We start from the raw sequence: 16,342 nt of genomic DNA, 5'->3' as shown, positions 1-16,342 counted from the left end.
GCGGCAGTGCTTTATCCGGCCTACGACGTCCTGTAGGCCGGGTAAAACGCGTTCGCGTTGCCATGCGGCACCAGAGCTACACTCGCTCAATTCTCGCTGGCAACCCCTGACGCACCGACGCACCCGACACCCAGTCAAGCCAGGTATTGGTTACCTGTCGGGTTGGGTCCGCAAAACCCAACTCGTTGAGATTAATCCCCGACTTAATCTGCTCATCAAACGCCATCGGCTCACCGTCGAGGGTATGCCGTGCCGCGCCCATTTCTTTATGCCCGTAACCATGCTCGATGGCGATAACACCCGGCATGACGCCATGCAGCAGGCTTATCTGCGCTTGCGCCTGACCACCTGGGGTGGTGATACGCACGATATCGCCGTGTGCTAAACCATACCGCTGACCATCCTGTGGATTGAGCGCCACCAGATTAACCGGCTTCAGATGATGAAGGCGTGGGATAACCGCCGTGGCGCTGGACATGGTATTGGATTTAAAGGAAATCAGTTTCAACGGCCACTCTTGTTCCGGGAACAACTCCTCGACCGCACGTCCATCTGACAGACGTGAAGGATACCAGGCCGGGCAGCCGCTGAAGCGCTCGCCGGTAATCGCATGGCGGTGCGCGGCGACGTTCGCATTCCAGATTTGGAGCGGTTTTTCCCAGGCATTGCCGACGCGGTTATCAACTCGCCCGCTGTTGTCCGGCGCAAAGCGCCCGCCGCGGGAGTAGATAAACGCCACTCGGCTGATTTCATCGGTTTTCAACGTTTGGGTCATCACAGGCATGATCCGCTGGACCCCGGTCAGCGCTATGTCTTCCGGCTGTGCTTCAGCAACCGGAGCTTTGCCCATAAACGCAATATTGGCCGCGAGACGCAGGTAGTAATCTTCCGCACGGTTTAACGGATAGTGATTACCTTGCGGATCGGTAATTGCATTGTCGCCGAATCCAGGTAGTCCGATGCGCTTTGCCACTGCGATACAGAAAGACTCCATCGAGGCCGGTTGACCGTCAGCCGTGAGGCTGGTCGCCGATCTGACAACTGGCCAACGCGCGGTGGTGGCTTTGCTGGCCACGCCCGCCCACGGAGCGCTGAATCCCCAGCTTTCGAAGTTGTGGGTATCCGGCACGATGTAATCTGCCAGCGCCGTGGTTTCGTTCATAAAGGCGTCAATGGCAATAAACAGCGGCAGACGAGCAGGATCCTTGAGCTTTTCTTCCGCCACGCCGCGTAACCCCGCAATGCCGTAAAACGGGTTGGTCATGTTGGAGATCCAGGCTTTCAGCGGATAAGGGTAACCTTCAAGCGCCGAGACGAGGAGTTCGGTAAGCTGACCGGCGACAAACGGATACCACGGCGCTTTAGCCGGGAAGGGCGATTGCCCGGCAGCCACCTTATTGCGGTACTCTTCCGAAGACTCATAAGCGGTTTTACTGCGCGCGATGCTTAACCCTTTCGGTTTTACCTTCCCGGCGAAGCTGTCCATGTTGTAGCGCGGACCGTCGGTGGCGCCATTAAATTTGCCGCCGCCGACGAACACGCCGCCTTCAAGGCTGAGGTTACCAATAAGCGCATTGAGCATCATCACCGACCAGGCGTTATAAAATCCATTACCTGCCATCATACCGCCGTGCGTGATCACTGCCGCTTTACGCCCGTGGCGGGTGAATGCGTCGGCCAGAGCGGCAATGTCTGCTTCTGACACCCCACACTGCTGGCTGTACTGCGTTAGCGACAGTTTCTCTGCGGACTCACGCAGACACTGGAAGCTGCTTTTTACCGTTACTGTCTGCCCGTCGGCCAGCGTCACTTCACGGGTAACAAACAGCTGAGCGCGCGGGCAACTGCTGGCGGCGACAATCTCACCGGCCTCGTTGACGACCACCGGCTCCTGGGCTGCGTTTGCACTCAGATGGGCGAGGGTCAGGTGTTGTCCGGCAAGCGTTGGAATTTCATCGGTAATCACCAGATGCGTAGCGTTAGTCCAGCTTTTTTCTCCAGCCTGCTGCATGGCCTGCACGCCGGGAATGGCGAGATAATCAGCGTTATAGCGTTGTTTATCGATAATCCAGCTTATCATCCCCATAGCCAGCGCAGAGTCGCTTCCTGGTCGTACGGGCTGCCAGTGACCGTGATCGTCAGCCAGCACCGTGGTTAATGGCAGGGCTGGCGCCACCACAACATAGCGGAAGCCGTCACGTAAACGGGCGCTGGCCAGCTGGCGGGCCTGGCGCTTAAACGGGTTGCCGGATTGCGCCGGAGAGGTGCCCATAAACAGCGCGAATTCGACGTTATCCCAGTCGGGTTTCACGTGGGTATTTTTATCCAGATCGCCCATTAACGCGCCGGAACCGGCCCGATAGGCCAGGCCGCAGTAAGCGCCATGAGCACCGAAGTTTTTACTGCCGAAACTGTTCAGTGCGAAGCGACGTAAAAAGGTATCACGTCCTTCATCGCTGGTATTGGTGACCAGCAGTTGATTGGATTTTGGGCCAAAGCCGGGATGTTTCGCATCAAGCGGTGTAGTGGGATCGTGGATGGCTCTCAGACCATCAACGTGGCCTTCACCAAACAAATCGCCACCTTCCACCACCTCTTTGATCAGCTGTTCGAAGCTGATGCGCTGCCATTTTCCTTCACCGCGTTTACCGACGCGCTTCATAGGCTCCAGAATTCGTAGCGGGCTGTACAGACCTTCGAGTAAGGTTGCGCCACGGGCGCAGGCGGTAGAACGTGCGTCAAGACCTGACTCCCCGGCCAGTTGTTCCATTGCCGTGGCAAAGGGGACGGAGGCGTCTATATGGTGCTCGTGCGACAACGGATGATAAGGGTTGCCCGCAATGCGCAGCACTTTGCCTTGCTCAGTGTCAACGCGAACCCGTACACCACACTGCGTCCAGCAACCAAAGCACTGCGTCATCGAGATCACCTGCTGCGGGTTTTGCTGCCAGTGAGGCCGGGCGTTGGCTTCTGGGATTAGCGCGTTGGCAAAAATGCGGTCACGGGTAATTTTGCCCGAGGTTCCGTCCAACAAACCGTCTATCGCGCGCTTTGCCACATCCCGATAACTCAGGCCAAAAGTCACCATGCCACCTACGGCAAGGCCCACTTTAAGCCACTGACGACGGGTTAAATTAGCCATGTTGCATTCTCCTTGCGATCGCGTTCAGGGCTTCACGAACAATAATAATCAGTGCTATCCACAGGCCGAAGGTACCCACAATAGCCAGCCAGCCATCGGTGCCGCCGGGCAGGGTATAGGGATTAAACTGCGCGTTAAATTTCGGTACGGTCTGCACCTGGATGAGTAACGTCCAGCGCATTAGCCAGCACAGCGCCATAGCGCTAAAAGCGAGTAATATGCGCAGCGGTAGCGATAAGGGGTAACGTACAACCAACCCGCAAAGAGCAAGGGAAACAAGCCATAGCGCAACCCAACCGATAGCGTAGTGTTGTGCTGAAGAGGCAACATCCAGCCACTGACGGATAGCCGAACCGGAAAGCGTATTACCACTCGCCCAGATCGCCACCACGATAGCAAGCGCAATCAACGTGACCATTTGCCCCCACGCTAGCTTACGCGGTAGTGCGTCCTTGCTATTTGTCGTGGCAATGAGCAGGGCAAGAAATGTTTGCAGCGCGCTGAGGAACATCGCAACCGGAAAGGCGTAACTGAACCAAATGGGACGCGCCTGTACCACCGACACTTCACGGCCGGTGTAAACCAGCAATCCGATGGCGGACAGCGCGCTACCAAGTGCCAACCATTTTGTGACGCTGTAACTTTTTAGCGTTAGCCGTTTCACATGCTGCGCCAGAAACCACAGACCTAAAAAACCGGTAAACAGCGGTAAAAACAGTGCGCCCCACGGCATCCAGGACCATGGCGTCGGATACGCATAGAAATGCCAGACGCGGGCGGTTTGGTGTAGATCAGCGGTCAGCGCCAGTGGCGCAGTAATCGCGCAGGTCAGGGCGATCAACAGCGTCAGATTCTCCAGGTCTGCCGTTTCTTTTTTGCGCCAGTGAAGAACGCAGGCGAACAGCGCGGCGCAGGCGGCAATGCCGATGAAAAAGAAATATTGTACGGCCCAGGGTAACCAGCTTACGTCCTGGGGATGGGCCAGAACCTCGTCGATAATCAGTGAATGGTTCATTTAAACCTCCTGCCAGAGAGCGGGTTGAGCTCGTCCCATCAATGGGGTGACAAACGCCTCATCCAGTCCCAGATAGAACACGTGAGGAGACGTACCGCTTTCCGGCTTAAGGACTTTGATGGCGTCATGGTGTTCATGCAGCATTTGTGAAATGCGGCTGTGCGGATCTTTAATATCGCCAATGATGCGCGCGCCGCCGACGCAGGATTCCACACAGGCCGGGAGCAGCCCCGCTTCGAGGCGGTGAACGCAAAAGGTACATTTATCGGCGGTTTGCGTTTCATGGTTGATGAATCGCGCATCATAAGGGCAGGCCTGCACGCAATAGGCGCAGCCCACGCAGCGTGTGTTGTCGACCACCACAATGCCGTCTTCTCGTTGGAAAGTGGCTTGTACCGGGCAAACGGGCACGCAAGGGGGATTATCACAATGGTTGCACAGTCGCGGCAGCAGGACGTTGGTAACGCTTTGCTGGCCTTCAATCTGTACTTGATACTGGTTGACGAGGGTACGAAATTCGCCCAGTGGCGTCTGGTTTTCAATGGCGCAACTGACGGTACAGGCCTGGCAGCCGATACAGCGTCGCAGGTCAACCATCATGGCGTAGCGATGCTGTTGTGAGCCTTCGTGGCGTTCAGGCGAAAAGGGAAATTGCGCCTGAGCCAGCGGAACCAGTGATGCGCCAGCGGTCAGGACGCCCAGTTGCTGGAGAAACTGCCGTTTACTGCTGTCCATATTTTCTCCCGTCACGATGCAACAACGAAACATTGGTCACGCCGTTGATTTGCGTGTGATGAATAAAGAATCTCAATGATTTACAGTGTAAAAATCGTGACGGGGTATACTCTATTGTGGTTAACCACATACCCGGCTTGTTGTTGATCTAAAACACCATAATTGACAGGGATAATTGAGTGGGACGCAACGTAGTAAGATGTCTGACGGTGCTGGCGTCGCTGTGGATGCTAAGCGGCGCGGTCAGGGCGCAGACATGGAACATTGGCGTTTTGGCGATGCGCGGGGAGGTTTCTACACGTAATCACTGGCAGCCGCTGGAAACCTTGTTGAATCAGCAAATCCCCGGTGAGCAGTTTCATATTCAACCGCTGGACCTCCGGCAGATGCAGGAGGCGGTGAATCGTGGAACGGTACACTTTGTGGTCACCAATCCGGCGCAGTTTGTCCAGCTTAACAGCCGCTCGGCGCTACGCTGGCTGGCGTCGTTACGCTCCACCCGTGGCGGGAAAGCCACCAGTAATGTGATTGGCAGCGCCATTCTCGTCAGGCGCGACAGCGGGATAACCTCCGCACACGATCTGATCGGCAAAACGGTTGGCGCCATTGATGCTCAGGCGTTTGGTGGCTATTTGCTGGGATATAAAGCGCTCAGTGATGCCGGTCTGCGCCCGGAGCGCGATTTGCGTCTGACGTTCACCGGATTTCCCGCCGATGCCTTACTCTATTTATTACGTGAAAAAGCCGTGCAGGCGGTGATCGTGCCGGTGTGCCTGCTGGAAAAAATGGATGAAGAAGGCCTCATCCGTAAAACCGATTTTATGACCGTGTTGAATCATCCAACTTCAATTCCCTGTTTAACCAGTACGCCGCTCTATCCGGACTGGTCATTTGCCGCACTACCTGCAGTGAGTGACGAGTTGGCCGATCGCGTGACGCGGGTACTGTTCAATGCACCGCAAAACGCGGCGTTTCGCTGGGGCGCGCCCGCCTCGACCCGCGAAGTAGAAGCGTTGCTGCGCGACGTCCGACAGCATCCGCAGCAGCGTCAGCTGTGGCTGGATGTCAAAAGCTGGTTTATTCAACACCGACTGGCGATGGGGGGCGTGGCCATCGTGCTGCTGTTGCTTACGCTCAATTACATCTGGGTGATGCTGTTGGTTCGCCGACGCGGCAGGCAGTTAGAGCGGAACAACGTATTGTTGCACAAACAGGAACAGGCGCTGGAGACTGCCCGCCAAATGAGCGTGCTGGGGGAGATGACCTCCGGTTTTGCCCATGAGCTCAATCAGCCGTTGTCGGCTATCCGCCATTATGCCCAAGGCTGTCTGATTCGCCTGCGTGGTCAGGATGAGCAGCATCCGTTGTTGCCCGCGCTTGAGCACATAGACGCCCAGGCACAACGAGGAGCCGATACGCTGCGCAATCTCCGGCAGTGGGTCAGCCAGGCACAGGGCAATCCGGTACTCACCGATGGCTGGCAAGCCATCAACGTTCACGATGCTATCCATCACGTCTGGCAATTACTGCGCATGCCCCAGCAATTCCCGGCGGTAACGCTGCACACGCAGGTTAGCAAGGCGTTAACGTTGATGCTGCCAAGCGTTCTTCTTGAGCAGGTGCTGGCTAATCTGGTACTCAATGCCGCCCAGGCAGGCGCTACGACAGTATGGTTTAGCGCCCTGCACAAGGATGGTGGCGTGCGTATTCAGGTGCAGGATAATGCCGGAGGCATTGACGAGGCTCAGTTGTATCAGGCGTTTCAGCCGTTTATGACCACCCGCAAAGAAGGTATGGGACTAGGACTGGCCATTTGTCAGCGACTGGTGCGCTACGCAAACGGAGATATTGAGATCAAAAATCAGCAGGCCCCGGACGGTAAAGCGGGGGCGAGAGTGACATTGTATTTTAAACCAAATCAGGAAGGAGGCCGTAGTGGCGATAATTCATCTGCTGGATGACGACATTGCCGTCACCCAGGCCTGTGCGTTTTTATTGGAAAGTCTGGGATATGAGGTGTCTTGCTGGGAGCAAGGCGAGAAATTCCTCGCCGAGGCAAATCTGCACCAGGTGGGCGTACTACTGCTGGATATGCGTATGCCGGTACTGGATGGGCACGCTGTGCATGAAATCATGCGTCAGAAAGCAAGTACGCTGGCGGTGGTCTTTCTCACCGGGCATGGCGACGTGCCGATGGCGGTTGAGCAAATGAAACGTGGCGCGGTCGATTTTTTGCAAAAACCCGTGTCAGCCGTGCCGCTTCAGGCAGCATTAGAACATGCCTTGCAGGTCTCAGCAGCGGCGTTCTCGCGACAAGAGATCATCTCATGCTACCAACAACTTACGCCAAAAGAACGGGAACTGGCGCATCTGGTAGCAAAAGGGTTAATGAATCGGGAAATTGCTGATGCCATGAATATTGCCGTGCGTACGGTTGAAGTGCACCGGGCGCGGGTGATGGAAAAAATGCAGGCAGGAAGTCTTGCTGAGCTCGTTAATCGACTTCAGAGAATTCAGTAGAATGATGACATTTATTTGATTTTCATTGAATTTTGTCTAAATCGTCAGAGTGATATATGCTGTTGGTTTGAGTTAATGACGAGCGGGCAAAAATGGGAAATCAGACGAAAGACGACGAGTTGTACCGTGAAATGTGCAGAGTAGTCGGTAAAGTAGTGCTGGAAATGCGCGATCTGGGACAAGAACCTAAGCATATCGTCATTGCGGGAGTACTGAGAACCACCCTTGCTAACCAGCGCGTGAAGCGCAGTGAGTTAGAAAAACAGGCTATTGAGACCGTAATTAAAGCATTGGCCGGTTAATTCATAAAAAGAGGACCGCAGAAATTTTTTGCCGTCCTCTTATTCTCGATACGTTAATCTATCAATCTATATAATTTATCTCCGTTAATAATTGGTTGTAGAGAACTATAAATCGATATGTATTTATATATCGGTTGTCGTACAGCATTATATTTGGGAGAGGGTTCACAAATATTTGTAATTTAAATGGGCTGCTATTTCACTCTTTTTCTTAATGATAATAAATCTCACTCCGTATTAATTATATCCCTTCCGTTTTTTAATTGATGACGATCAAGACTATGCATGCTGAATAACCACATTATTTCTGCGCCTAACCCTAAAGGATTAGATTCATTCAGTTTAACCACCGTCATTTACGCGATCAGGTTAGGGCAAAAATTTACGTGTTGTTGGCAACATTAACCGCCCGATATGGCTTGAGCTGCGCTGGTTTAAATTAGCCTGGAGGTGTTGCTACCACAGCATTTGCGAAGAGGATGCGAAATAAATGAACCAGGTTGATCGTCCATTTTTAGATTGTGGTTTAACGCGACTAGAATTCCTGCGGATATCAGGGAAAGGACTGGCGGGATTAACGATTGCCCCCGCGCTGTTATCCCTATTTGGTTGTAAGCAGGAAGATATCGATAGTGGGACCGTGGGGCTTATCAATACGCCGAAAGGGGTTCTGGTGACCCAGCGAGCGCGCTGTACGGGCTGTCACCGCTGTGAAATATCCTGTACCAATTATAACGATGGTGCCGTAGGGACCTTCTTTTCCCGGATAAAAATCCATCGCAATTTCTTCTTTGGCGATGATGGCGTCGGGTCCGGTGGTGGGCTGTATGGCGATTTAAACTATACCGCTGATACCTGCCGGCAATGCAAAGATCCGCAGTGCATGAAGGTCTGCCCAATTGGTGCAATTACCTGGAAACAGGAAGACGGTTGTATTGCGGTGGACCACAAACGCTGTATTGGCTGTAGCGCGTGTACCACAGCCTGCCCGTGGATGATGGCGACCGTAAATACCGAAACGAAAAAATCCTCAAAATGTGTGTTATGCGGAGAATGCGCCAATGCTTGTCCGACTGGGGCATTAAAAATTATCGAGTGGAAAGATATTACTGTTTGATAGATAACAGGCATACCTGATTCGCGCCATTAATTGCCAAAAATACTGCAGTTTTGGATAAAAAAGCTGCCTGAAGAATGGCGGGTATATCTATTAAACCTTCTTGCAAAGGAAAACATGATGGCTAATGGTTGGACAGGTAATATTTTACGGGTCAATCTCACCACGGGTAATATCACCCTTGAAGATTCCAGTAAATTTAAAAAATTTGTCGGTGGGATGGGCTTTGGTTATAAAATTATGTACGACGAAGTCCCGCCAGGCACCATGCCTTTTGATGAAGGGAATAAACTGGTTTTTGCCACCGGACCATTGACGGGGTCAGGCGCTCCCTGTAGCTCCCGCGTCAATATCACCTCCTTATCGACGTTTACCAAAGGTAACTTAGTCGTAGATGCCCATATGGGCGGTTTCTTTGCTGCACAAATGAAATTCGCCGGTTACGACGCCATTATTATTGAAGGCAAGTCCGCATCACCGGTCTGGATCAACATCAAAGACGATAAAGTCAGCATCGAAAAAGCCGATTTCTTGTGGGGCAAGGGGACTCGCGCCACAACCGAAGAGATTTGCCGGATTACCAGCCCGGAAACCTGCGTTGCCGCTATTGGGCAGGCGGGTGAGAATCTGGTGCCACTGTCCTGCATGATCAACAGCCGCAACCACAGCGGCGGTGCAGGTACGGGTGCGGTGATGGGTTCTAAAAACCTGAAGGCCATTGCGGTAGAAGGGACCAAAGGCGTCAACATTGTCGATCGTAAAGAGATGAAGCGTCTCAATGACTACATGATGACCGAGCTTATCGGCGCCAACAACAACCACGTTGTGCCAAGCACCCCGCAGGCCTGGGCAGAATACTCTTCGCCAAACTCGCGCTGGACAGCCCGTAAGGGACTTTTCTGGGGCGCGGCAGAAGGGGGGCCAATCGAAACCGGTGAAATCCCGCCGGGCAACCAAAATACGGTGGGTTTCCGTACCTATAAATCGGTGTTCGATCTGGGTCCAGCCGCAGAAAAATACACGGTCAAAATGAGCGGCTGCCATTCATGCCCTATTCGTTGTATGTCGCAGCTCAATGTCCCGCGGGTGAAGGATTTTGGCGTGCCGAGTACCGGCGGCAACACCTGCGTGGCGAACTTTGTTCACACCACCATTTTCCCCAATGGCCCGAAAGATTTTGACGATAAAGACGATGGGCGAGTCGTAGGGAACCTGATCGGACTGAACCTGTTTGACGATTACGGTATCTGGTGTAACTACGGCCAGTTGCACCGTGACTTTACCTACTGTTATTCGAAAGGCGTCTTTAAACGCGTGCTGCCAGCCGAAGAGTACGCGGAGATCCGTTGGGATCAACTGGAGGCGGGCGATCCTAACTTTATCAAAGATTTTTACTATCGACTGGCGCATCGCGTGGGGGAACTCAGTCATCTTGCGGACGGTTCGTATGCCATTGCTAAACGCTGGGATTTGGGCGAAGAGTACTGGGGTTATGCCAAAAATAAACTGTGGTCGCCGTTTGGTTTTCCGGTCCATCATGCAAACGAAGCCTCGGCGCAGGTGGGGGCGATCACCAACTGTATGTTTAACCGTGACTGTATGGCGCACACCCATATCAACTTCATCGGTTCCGGTTTGCCGCTGAAATTACAGCGCGAAGTGGCGGGCGAGTTATTTGGGTCGCAGGACGCCTACGACGAGACCAAAAACTATACCCCAATCAATGCCGCCAAGATCAAATATGCCAAATGGACGCTGCTGAAAGTCTGCCTGCATAACGCGGTTACGCTGTGTAACTGGGTTTGGCCGATGACGGTTTCACCACTCAAGAGCCGCAACTATCGCGGAGATTTGGATCTGGAAGCGAAATTCTTCCAGGCAGTCACCGGTGATGAAACCACGCAGGCGAGTCTGGACCTGGCCGCTGAACGCATCTTTACCCTGCATCGTGCCTATACGGTCAAACTGATGCAAACCAAAGATATGCGTAATGAACACGATCTCATCTGCTCCTGGGTGTTTGATAAAGATCCGAAAATTCCGGTCTTCACCGAAGGCACCGACAAGATGGACAGGGAGGATATGCGCCAGTCACTGACGATGTTCTATCAGGAAATGGGCTGGGATCCCGAGTTGGGTTGCCCAACGCGTGAAACCCTGAATCGACTCGGACTTGAAGACGTGGCAGCCGATTTGGCTGCGCAGGATCTGTTGCCAGCGTAAGGAACGCGAGATGACTAACGTGAGCAGCGTTCAGGCACCCGTTGAGGCGCTTCCTGACGAGGTTGATAGCCAAAAGAGACACTGGCTACAGGCGTTTCACCCGCCGGTCGAGCGGGTGACTGCGCCGCAGGTTCAGGAAGCCGCCAGCCCGGAGTCGATTGTGGCAGATTTTATCCGCCAGCATTCGGCATCGGGGCACCTGGTAGCGCGCAGCGTGTTTCTGCAGCCACCTTATTCGGTCCCTGAAGCCGATCTCTCCGCGCTGCTGGATGTGCTGTGCCAGGACGCGAATAACGCGGATATCACCCGTGTGCAGGGTGCGGAAGATGTCTATTTCTACTCAACGCAAACCATGACGGCAAACTACGCCGACATGTGCGTGCAGGTGGTGGAAAACGACATCTGCCGTGCGATTGCCGAGGCGGTACGCTTCGACTGTCAAACGTATCCTCGCCCCTATAAGGTCGCCATGTTGACGCAACCGCCGTACAGCTTTGAGTCTCAGCAGATTTCAGCGGCGCTAACGGCCATGGAAACGCACCCTGATTACGCAGATATACGTACTGTGGAATCGTCAAATGCGGAGCCTTATTTGTTCAGCGAACGTTTTATGAGTTATGGCAAAGCGTACGGCCTGTGTGAATGGCTTGAGGTTGAGCAGTATCAGAACCCCTGAATTCTTCAGGTTGATGTCATGGAATGTGTGGACGACCACTGTCACAGCATTAGAGGATAACCCGATGTCCTTCACCCGACGAAAATTTGTCATTGGCATGGGGACGGTGATTTTTTTTACCGGCCCAGGTCAAAATCTGTTAGCGAGTACCAGGAGCCCTAAAGCCGTTCGTTACGTCATGATTCACGACGAATCACTGTGTAACGGATGCAATATTTGCGCTCGTGCATGCCGGAAAACCAACCATGTACCTGACCAGGGCAGCCGTTTGTCGATAGCGCATATTCCTGTAACCGATAACGACAACGAAACGCTGTATCACTACTTCCGTCAGTCCTGCCAGCATTGTGATGATGCACCTTGTATTGAGGTGTGTCCGACCGGTGCCTCCTGGCGAGATGAGAACGGTATTGTGCGAGTAGATACGTCTTGCTGTATTGGTTGCAGTTACTGTATTGGCGCGTGTCCTTATCAGGTGCGCTATCTCAACCCGCAAACCAAAGTGGCGGATAAATGCGACTTCTGCGCTGAATCTCGGCTGGCGAAAGGTTTCCCTCCGATCTGTGTTAACGCTTGCCCGGAACATGCGCTGATTTTCGGTCGTGAAGATAGCCCGGAAATTCAGACCTGGTTGCGAGAAAACAAGTATTACGAATATCAACTTGCAGGCGCCGGGAAGCCCCATCTGTATCGTCGGTTCGGTCAACATTTGATTAAAAAGGAAAATGTATGAACGCGTCGCAGAATGCCGAACAGTTTCACGCCCAGCTTGCACAGTATGTTCCCCTGTTTTCACCGGACTATTGGCCTGTGTGGTTAGTCGTTGCCGGGTTAATGCTGGTGGGAATGTGGCTGGTGCTGGCGCTTCACGCCATGCTGCGCTTTCGGGCGGCGCATAAAGCGTCGGCAGGGCACGGCGAGAAGGTCTATTTATATTCGAAGGCTGTCCGCCTGTGGCACTGGTCGAATGCACTGTTATTTCTGTTGCTTCTGGTCAGTGGCCTGGTCAATCACTTCTCTGCCGTTAGCGCACCGGTAATGAAAAGCCTGCTTACCGTTCATGAGGTCTGCGGCTTTTTGCTACTTGCCTGCTGGATTGGTTTTGTGCTGATCAACCTGATTGGCGGCAACGGACATCACTATATTATTCAACGTCAGGGCTGGATCGCTCGTGCGCAAAGACAAACTCGTTTTTACCTGTTTGGCATTATGCAGGGCGAGTCACACCCATTTCCGGCCTCACCTCGCTCTAAATTTAATCCGTTACAGCAGGCGGCCTATGTTGGCGTGATGTATGGTTTGTTGCCACTGCTACTGATCACTGGATTGTTATCGCTTTACCCGGTAGCTGTCGGCGATCTGTTCCCCGGAGTGCGTTACTGGCTGCTTCAGGCGCACTTTGCGCTGGCAATAGTCAGTCTGTTTTTCATTTTTGGGCATCTTTATCTCTGCACTACGGGGCGCACGCCGGGCGAAACCTTTAAGTGTATGGTGGATGGCTACCACCGGCATTAAGCGATGATGATTACGCGAAGTGACTTACGGGCCTGGCGTGTTGGGCCCGTCATGTATCGTTGGTTTCTACGCGCGTTTCCCGCAGGAGGAAGCTATGCCGATGTTCATCGCGCGCTCCAGCGGGAAGGGTATACCGATTGGGCAAATAGCCTGGTGGAATACGGCTGGTCAAAATGGCGGGAAGAGGCGAGTTTTGCTCAGCAGGATATTGACGCGATGGGGAATATTTCCCGTGAGCAAGCCGCGGGGGAAACCAGCCGTCCGTTGGCTTGTGCGGAAGATTATGCCCGATTTAGCAGTGCGGGTGATAACGTAAAAATTGCCAGCGTCGGGTATGCTGCGCAGATCGCCTGTGCCGGTTACAGCGCACGGATTGGCAGTGTAGGCTATAACACGCATATCGGCAGTTCAGGCGAACGCGGGCGAATAGCGATTGCGGGAAACTCGGCGCGTATCAGCAGTGTGGGCGACGGAACGCGTATTGCCAGTACCGGCATGCGCGTACGTATCAGTTCGCTCGGCGATCGAAATCGGATTGCCAGTAGCGGTGATTTAACCCAACTGGCCTGTTTTGGCGCAGATGCGAAAATCGCTAACTGCGCGGACAATATCCACATTATTGCCAGCGGAGAGAACGCCGTTGTTGCCAGTACCGGTGCTGTCGACTCAATAATTCTTGGTCCCGGCGGATGTGCGGCGCTGGCTTATCACGATGGCGAAAGAATGCGTTTTGCGCTTGCCGTTGAAGGGGAAAATAACATTCGGGCGGGCGTAAAATATCGGCTCAACGAAGACCATCAGTTCGTGGAATGTTGAGCCGAGAGGTCATTTTGGTGCGAATCGGCGCTGGGTGATTTTTTCAAGGCTAAAGCACAGCAGGTAATAGACCAGCCCGGTAAAGATAAAAATGGCTGCGGGGTAGATCTGCACCCGGCTGTTAACCTGACCGGCAACTGTCGTGAGTTCCGGCACGTTAACAATAAACGCCAGTGACGTGTCCTTCAGTAGCCCAATAAAAATCCCTGTCAGCGACGGCAGTACGTTACGCAGCACCTGCGGCAGCAAGATAAGCCACAGGGCCTGTTCCGGGCGAAAACCCTGAACAACTGCCGCTTCATACTGCCCGCCAGGCAGTGCGCTAATTCCAGCATACACCGAGTGCATCACCGAGGCGGCGGTGAACCATGCCAGCGCCAGCGTCACTGTAACGGCACCGGGCAGATCGCTTCCGGTCAGCATGGGTAGCAAATACCACATCCAGAAAATTACAAAGATGAGCGGAATGCCGCGAATAAATTCTGCCCAGATAAACAACCCGTTGCGAACCGCGCCCGGAAATCGCCAGGCGCAGCAGGCAAGAACGATCCCGCCAGGCAGCGCCAGCAATGCCGCACCAATAGCCATCAGCAAAGTGAGCAGGACGCCACCGGGTTGCCCCTCAGCTACACGTCCCCACAGGAGATAGTCAAGATTGTCGGTAATGACCGAAACATTAGCGATCATGCAGTATGCTCCTGACGCTGAAGATGCGCATTCTTATCTTTGACGATTTACCCGACGCAGACTGCGGGCCAAGACGGGTAAGCAACATACCCAAAGTGATGCCGGTAAACAGATAGAGTGCGGTGCCAACGGCAAAGGCTTCCAGCGCGTGCGCGTTGTAGCTCTCAATTTGCCGTACCTGGTAGGTGAGCTCAGCAAATCCAATACCGCTGGCAAGCGAGGAAAGCTTCATCAGGTTGAGATATTGCCCAACAATCGGTTGCCAGGCGTTTGCCAGCCCCTGAGGCAGCAGAATGTGACGAAATATCGCCCAGGATGAAAACCCCTGCGCCACGGCAGCCTCGCGTTGTCCGGCAGAAACAGCCCGTAAACCCGAAGCGATCTCTTCAACCAAAAATGCTGATGTAAATACCCCAAGCCCCCATGCTGAACAGATAAACTCCGGTGTTAACCACCAGACATCACCTGGCAAAATTGACCATGGATGATCGGCATTGATAAAGCTAATGACGTTACGGGGTAGCCAGTTCCAGGCGGCAAAATACCAGAACATCAGTTGCACCAGTAAAGGCGTGTTGCGAAACACCGAGACCCACACCCCGACCATCGCTTTAGCGAGACGATTGCCCGTCAGGCGCAGGCCGAGCAGTGAGATGGCAATGAGCGTGGCGAGCACGATACCTGCCAGCGTCACCCAGAGCGTGGTGAGAAAACCGGAAATTATCCATTGCAGGGGTTGCCCGCTCAGCACTCCCTGCCAGTCCATTGCATGCATTATGACGATGACTCCTGGTGTAACGGGTCGAGCACTTTTTTCAGGAAACGCTGGGTTCTCGGGTGCTGTGGTCGGACGAAAAAATCCTCCGGCGCGGCCACTTCCAGAATATCGCCACCATCGATGAAAACCACCCGATCGGCAATTTCGCGGGCAAAATGCATTTCGTGGGTCACGACGATCATGGTGATACCGCTGTGGGCCAAATTTTTCATTACCTGTAATACCTCGCCGATCATTTCCGGATCCAGCGCGGAAGTGGGCTCATCAAACAGAATAATTTGTGGCGACGAGGCCAGTGCGCGGGCGATGGCCACGCGCTGCTGCTGCCCACCGGACAACTGCGCGGCATAGGCGTTGGCTTTTTCCGCCAGTCCCACTTTTTCCAGCAACTCAAGTGCCCGACGATCCGCTTCCGTCTTGTTCCAGCCGTGAACATATTCCAGCGCCAGTGCGATGTTCTGCAGCGCAGTCAGGTGCGAATAGAGATTGAATTGCTGAAATACGAAACCGATACGGCTACGTAGCTGGCGTAACGCCGCCCCGCGCAACTGGCCAATCGGTTTACCATCAATGAAAATTTCGCCACCGCTGAGCGACTCAAGCTGGTTGATAAGACGTATAAGAGTGGATTTTCCTGAGCCGGAAGGCCCCAGAATAGTCACCACTTCACCGGGTTCAACCGCCAGGCTAACGCCGTTAAGGACGGTGTGAGCGTCATACTGTTTAATCACATTGCGTAGTTCGACGCTCGCCTGGCGCAAATGGGTAAAATCCGCAGCCGAAGCTGCGGATCGAGGAAAAAGGGCTGAGAGCATA

General features: G+C 53.7%; 15 protein-coding genes. 9 read left to right on the top strand and 6 right to left on the bottom strand.

Annotated features, from left to right (window positions below):
• Positions 1-76 precede the first annotated feature (76 nt).
• The 3 genes from ttrA to ttrB are packed head-to-tail and all read right to left on the bottom strand — an operon-like array spanning position 77 to position 4,892.
• Entirely contained in the window at positions 77-3,142 is a 3,066-nt protein-coding gene (ttrA, locus tag OGX96_RS18925) for a tetrathionate reductase subunit TtrA (protein ID WP_286583915.1), read from the bottom strand.
• On the bottom strand, positions 3,135-4,157 hold the full coding sequence (ttrC, locus tag OGX96_RS18920; RefSeq protein WP_001016644.1) for a tetrathionate reductase subunit TtrC: 1,023 nt from the start codon (positions 4,155-4,157) through the stop codon (positions 3,135-3,137). Before ttrC ends, ttrA begins: the two co-directional genes overlap by 8 nt.
• On the bottom strand, positions 4,158-4,892 hold the full coding sequence (ttrB, locus tag OGX96_RS18915) for a tetrathionate reductase subunit TtrB (protein WP_353622034.1): 735 nt from the start codon (positions 4,890-4,892) through the stop codon (positions 4,158-4,160).
• A 227-nt stretch (positions 4,893-5,119) separates the two neighbouring features.
• Between ttrB and ttrS the strand changes: the two genes are divergently transcribed.
• The 9 genes from ttrS (at position 5,120) to ydhT (ending at position 14,061) form a co-directional block, all read left to right on the top strand.
• Positions 5,120-6,853 carry a tetrathionate respiration histidine kinase TtrS gene (ttrS, locus tag OGX96_RS18910; protein WP_213752895.1) on the top strand — a complete coding sequence of 578 codons (1,734 nt, stop codon included), beginning with the start codon at positions 5,120-5,122 and terminating at the stop codon, positions 6,851-6,853.
• Positions 6,828-7,412 (top strand): tetrathionate respiration response regulator TtrR, encoded by a 585-nt coding sequence (gene ttrR, locus OGX96_RS18905; protein WP_000974596.1) that lies wholly within the window; start codon positions 6,828-6,830, stop codon positions 7,410-7,412. Before ttrS ends, ttrR begins: the two co-directional genes overlap by 26 nt.
• 92 nt (positions 7,413-7,504) lie before the next feature.
• Positions 7,505-7,714 (top strand): fumarate hydratase FumD, encoded by a 210-nt coding sequence (gene fumD / locus OGX96_RS18900; protein WP_003029345.1) that lies wholly within the window; start codon positions 7,505-7,507, stop codon positions 7,712-7,714.
• Between the two features lie 490 nt (positions 7,715-8,204).
• Positions 8,205-8,831 carry a ferredoxin-like protein gene (locus OGX96_RS18895; protein ID WP_016152920.1) on the top strand — a complete coding sequence of 209 codons (627 nt, stop codon included), beginning with the start codon at positions 8,205-8,207 and terminating at the stop codon, positions 8,829-8,831.
• Between the two features lie 120 nt (positions 8,832-8,951).
• The gene (locus OGX96_RS18890; protein WP_286584223.1) at positions 8,952-11,054 is read left to right on the top strand and encodes an aldehyde ferredoxin oxidoreductase; all 2,103 of its coding nucleotides are present in this window, start codon (positions 8,952-8,954) and stop codon (positions 11,052-11,054) included.
• 10 nt (positions 11,055-11,064) lie between these two features.
• Positions 11,065-11,730 (top strand): YdhW family putative oxidoreductase system protein, encoded by a 666-nt coding sequence (locus tag OGX96_RS18885; RefSeq protein WP_060682282.1) that lies wholly within the window; start codon positions 11,065-11,067, stop codon positions 11,728-11,730.
• Between the two features lie 64 nt (positions 11,731-11,794).
• On the top strand, positions 11,795-12,463 hold the full coding sequence (locus OGX96_RS18880) for a 4Fe-4S dicluster domain-containing protein (protein WP_020996435.1): 669 nt from the start codon (positions 11,795-11,797) through the stop codon (positions 12,461-12,463).
• Positions 12,460-13,245 carry a thiosulfate reductase cytochrome B subunit gene (gene phsC, locus OGX96_RS18875; protein ID WP_048235471.1) on the top strand — a complete coding sequence of 262 codons (786 nt, stop codon included), beginning with the start codon at positions 12,460-12,462 and terminating at the stop codon, positions 13,243-13,245. Before OGX96_RS18880 ends, phsC begins: the two co-directional genes overlap by 4 nt.
• A 3-nt stretch (positions 13,246-13,248) precedes the next feature.
• Positions 13,249-14,061: a protein YdhT gene (gene ydhT / locus OGX96_RS18870; protein ID WP_286583913.1), complete on the top strand. Its 813-nt coding sequence runs from the start codon at positions 13,249-13,251 to the stop codon at positions 14,059-14,061.
• A 9-nt stretch (positions 14,062-14,070) separates the two neighbouring features.
• Here the strand turns inward: ydhT and OGX96_RS18865 are convergent, their stop codons facing one another.
• The 3 genes from OGX96_RS18865 to OGX96_RS18855 are packed head-to-tail and all read right to left on the bottom strand — an operon-like array spanning position 14,071 to position 16,341.
• Complete coding sequence (locus OGX96_RS18865) at positions 14,071-14,748, bottom strand: amino acid ABC transporter permease (RefSeq protein WP_267458737.1); 678 nt, start codon at positions 14,746-14,748, stop codon at positions 14,071-14,073.
• A complete protein-coding gene (locus OGX96_RS18860) occupies positions 14,738-15,523 on the bottom strand; it encodes an amino acid ABC transporter permease (protein WP_286583908.1) in 786 nt (261 codons plus the stop codon). The genes OGX96_RS18865 and OGX96_RS18860 overlap by 11 nt, the downstream gene beginning before the upstream one ends.
• Entirely contained in the window at positions 15,523-16,341 is an 819-nt protein-coding gene (locus OGX96_RS18855) for an amino acid ABC transporter ATP-binding protein (protein ID WP_071446911.1), read from the bottom strand. The genes OGX96_RS18860 and OGX96_RS18855 overlap by 1 nt, the downstream gene beginning before the upstream one ends.
• Position 16,342 lies beyond the last annotated feature (1 nt).

The sequence above is a fragment of the Citrobacter sp. Cpo100 genome (assembly GCF_030332595.1).
Taxonomy (GTDB): Bacteria; Pseudomonadota; Gammaproteobacteria; order Enterobacterales; family Enterobacteriaceae; genus Citrobacter; species Citrobacter portucalensis.
The sequence above is the reverse complement of the archived record's forward strand: the minus strand, read 5'-3'. Positions and strand labels throughout refer to the sequence as shown.

Excerpts from the sequence above, each read along its gene's own strand:
- ttrB (WP_353622034.1), bottom strand. The coding sequence starts at position 4,892 with ATGGACAGCAGTAAACGGCAGTTTCTCCAGCAACTGGGCGTCCTGACC.
- OGX96_RS18880 (WP_020996435.1), top strand. The coding sequence starts at position 11,795 with ATGTCCTTCACCCGACGAAAATTTGTCATTGGCATGGGGACGGTGATT.
- ydhT (WP_286583913.1), top strand. The coding sequence starts at position 13,249 with ATGATGATTACGCGAAGTGACTTACGGGCCTGGCGTGTTGGGCCCGTC.
- OGX96_RS18885 (WP_060682282.1), top strand. The coding sequence starts at position 11,065 with ATGACTAACGTGAGCAGCGTTCAGGCACCCGTTGAGGCGCTTCCTGAC.
- OGX96_RS18865 (WP_267458737.1), bottom strand. The coding sequence starts at position 14,748 with ATGATCGCTAATGTTTCGGTCATTACCGACAATCTTGACTATCTCCTG.
- OGX96_RS18895 (WP_016152920.1), top strand. The coding sequence starts at position 8,205 with ATGAACCAGGTTGATCGTCCATTTTTAGATTGTGGTTTAACGCGACTA.
- OGX96_RS18860 (WP_286583908.1), bottom strand. The coding sequence starts at position 15,523 with ATGCATGCAATGGACTGGCAGGGAGTGCTGAGCGGGCAACCCCTGCAA.
- OGX96_RS18890 (WP_286584223.1), top strand. The coding sequence starts at position 8,952 with ATGGCTAATGGTTGGACAGGTAATATTTTACGGGTCAATCTCACCACG.
- ttrC (WP_001016644.1), bottom strand. The coding sequence starts at position 4,157 with ATGAACCATTCACTGATTATCGACGAGGTTCTGGCCCATCCCCAGGAC.
- phsC (WP_048235471.1), top strand. The coding sequence starts at position 12,460 with ATGAACGCGTCGCAGAATGCCGAACAGTTTCACGCCCAGCTTGCACAG.
- ttrA (WP_286583915.1), bottom strand. The coding sequence starts at position 3,142 with ATGGCTAATTTAACCCGTCGTCAGTGGCTTAAAGTGGGCCTTGCCGTA.
- OGX96_RS18855 (WP_071446911.1), bottom strand. The coding sequence starts at position 16,341 with ATGCTCTCAGCCCTTTTTCCTCGATCCGCAGCTTCGGCTGCGGATTTT.
- ttrS (WP_213752895.1), top strand. The coding sequence starts at position 5,120 with ATGCTAAGCGGCGCGGTCAGGGCGCAGACATGGAACATTGGCGTTTTG.
- fumD (WP_003029345.1), top strand. The coding sequence starts at position 7,505 with ATGGGAAATCAGACGAAAGACGACGAGTTGTACCGTGAAATGTGCAGA.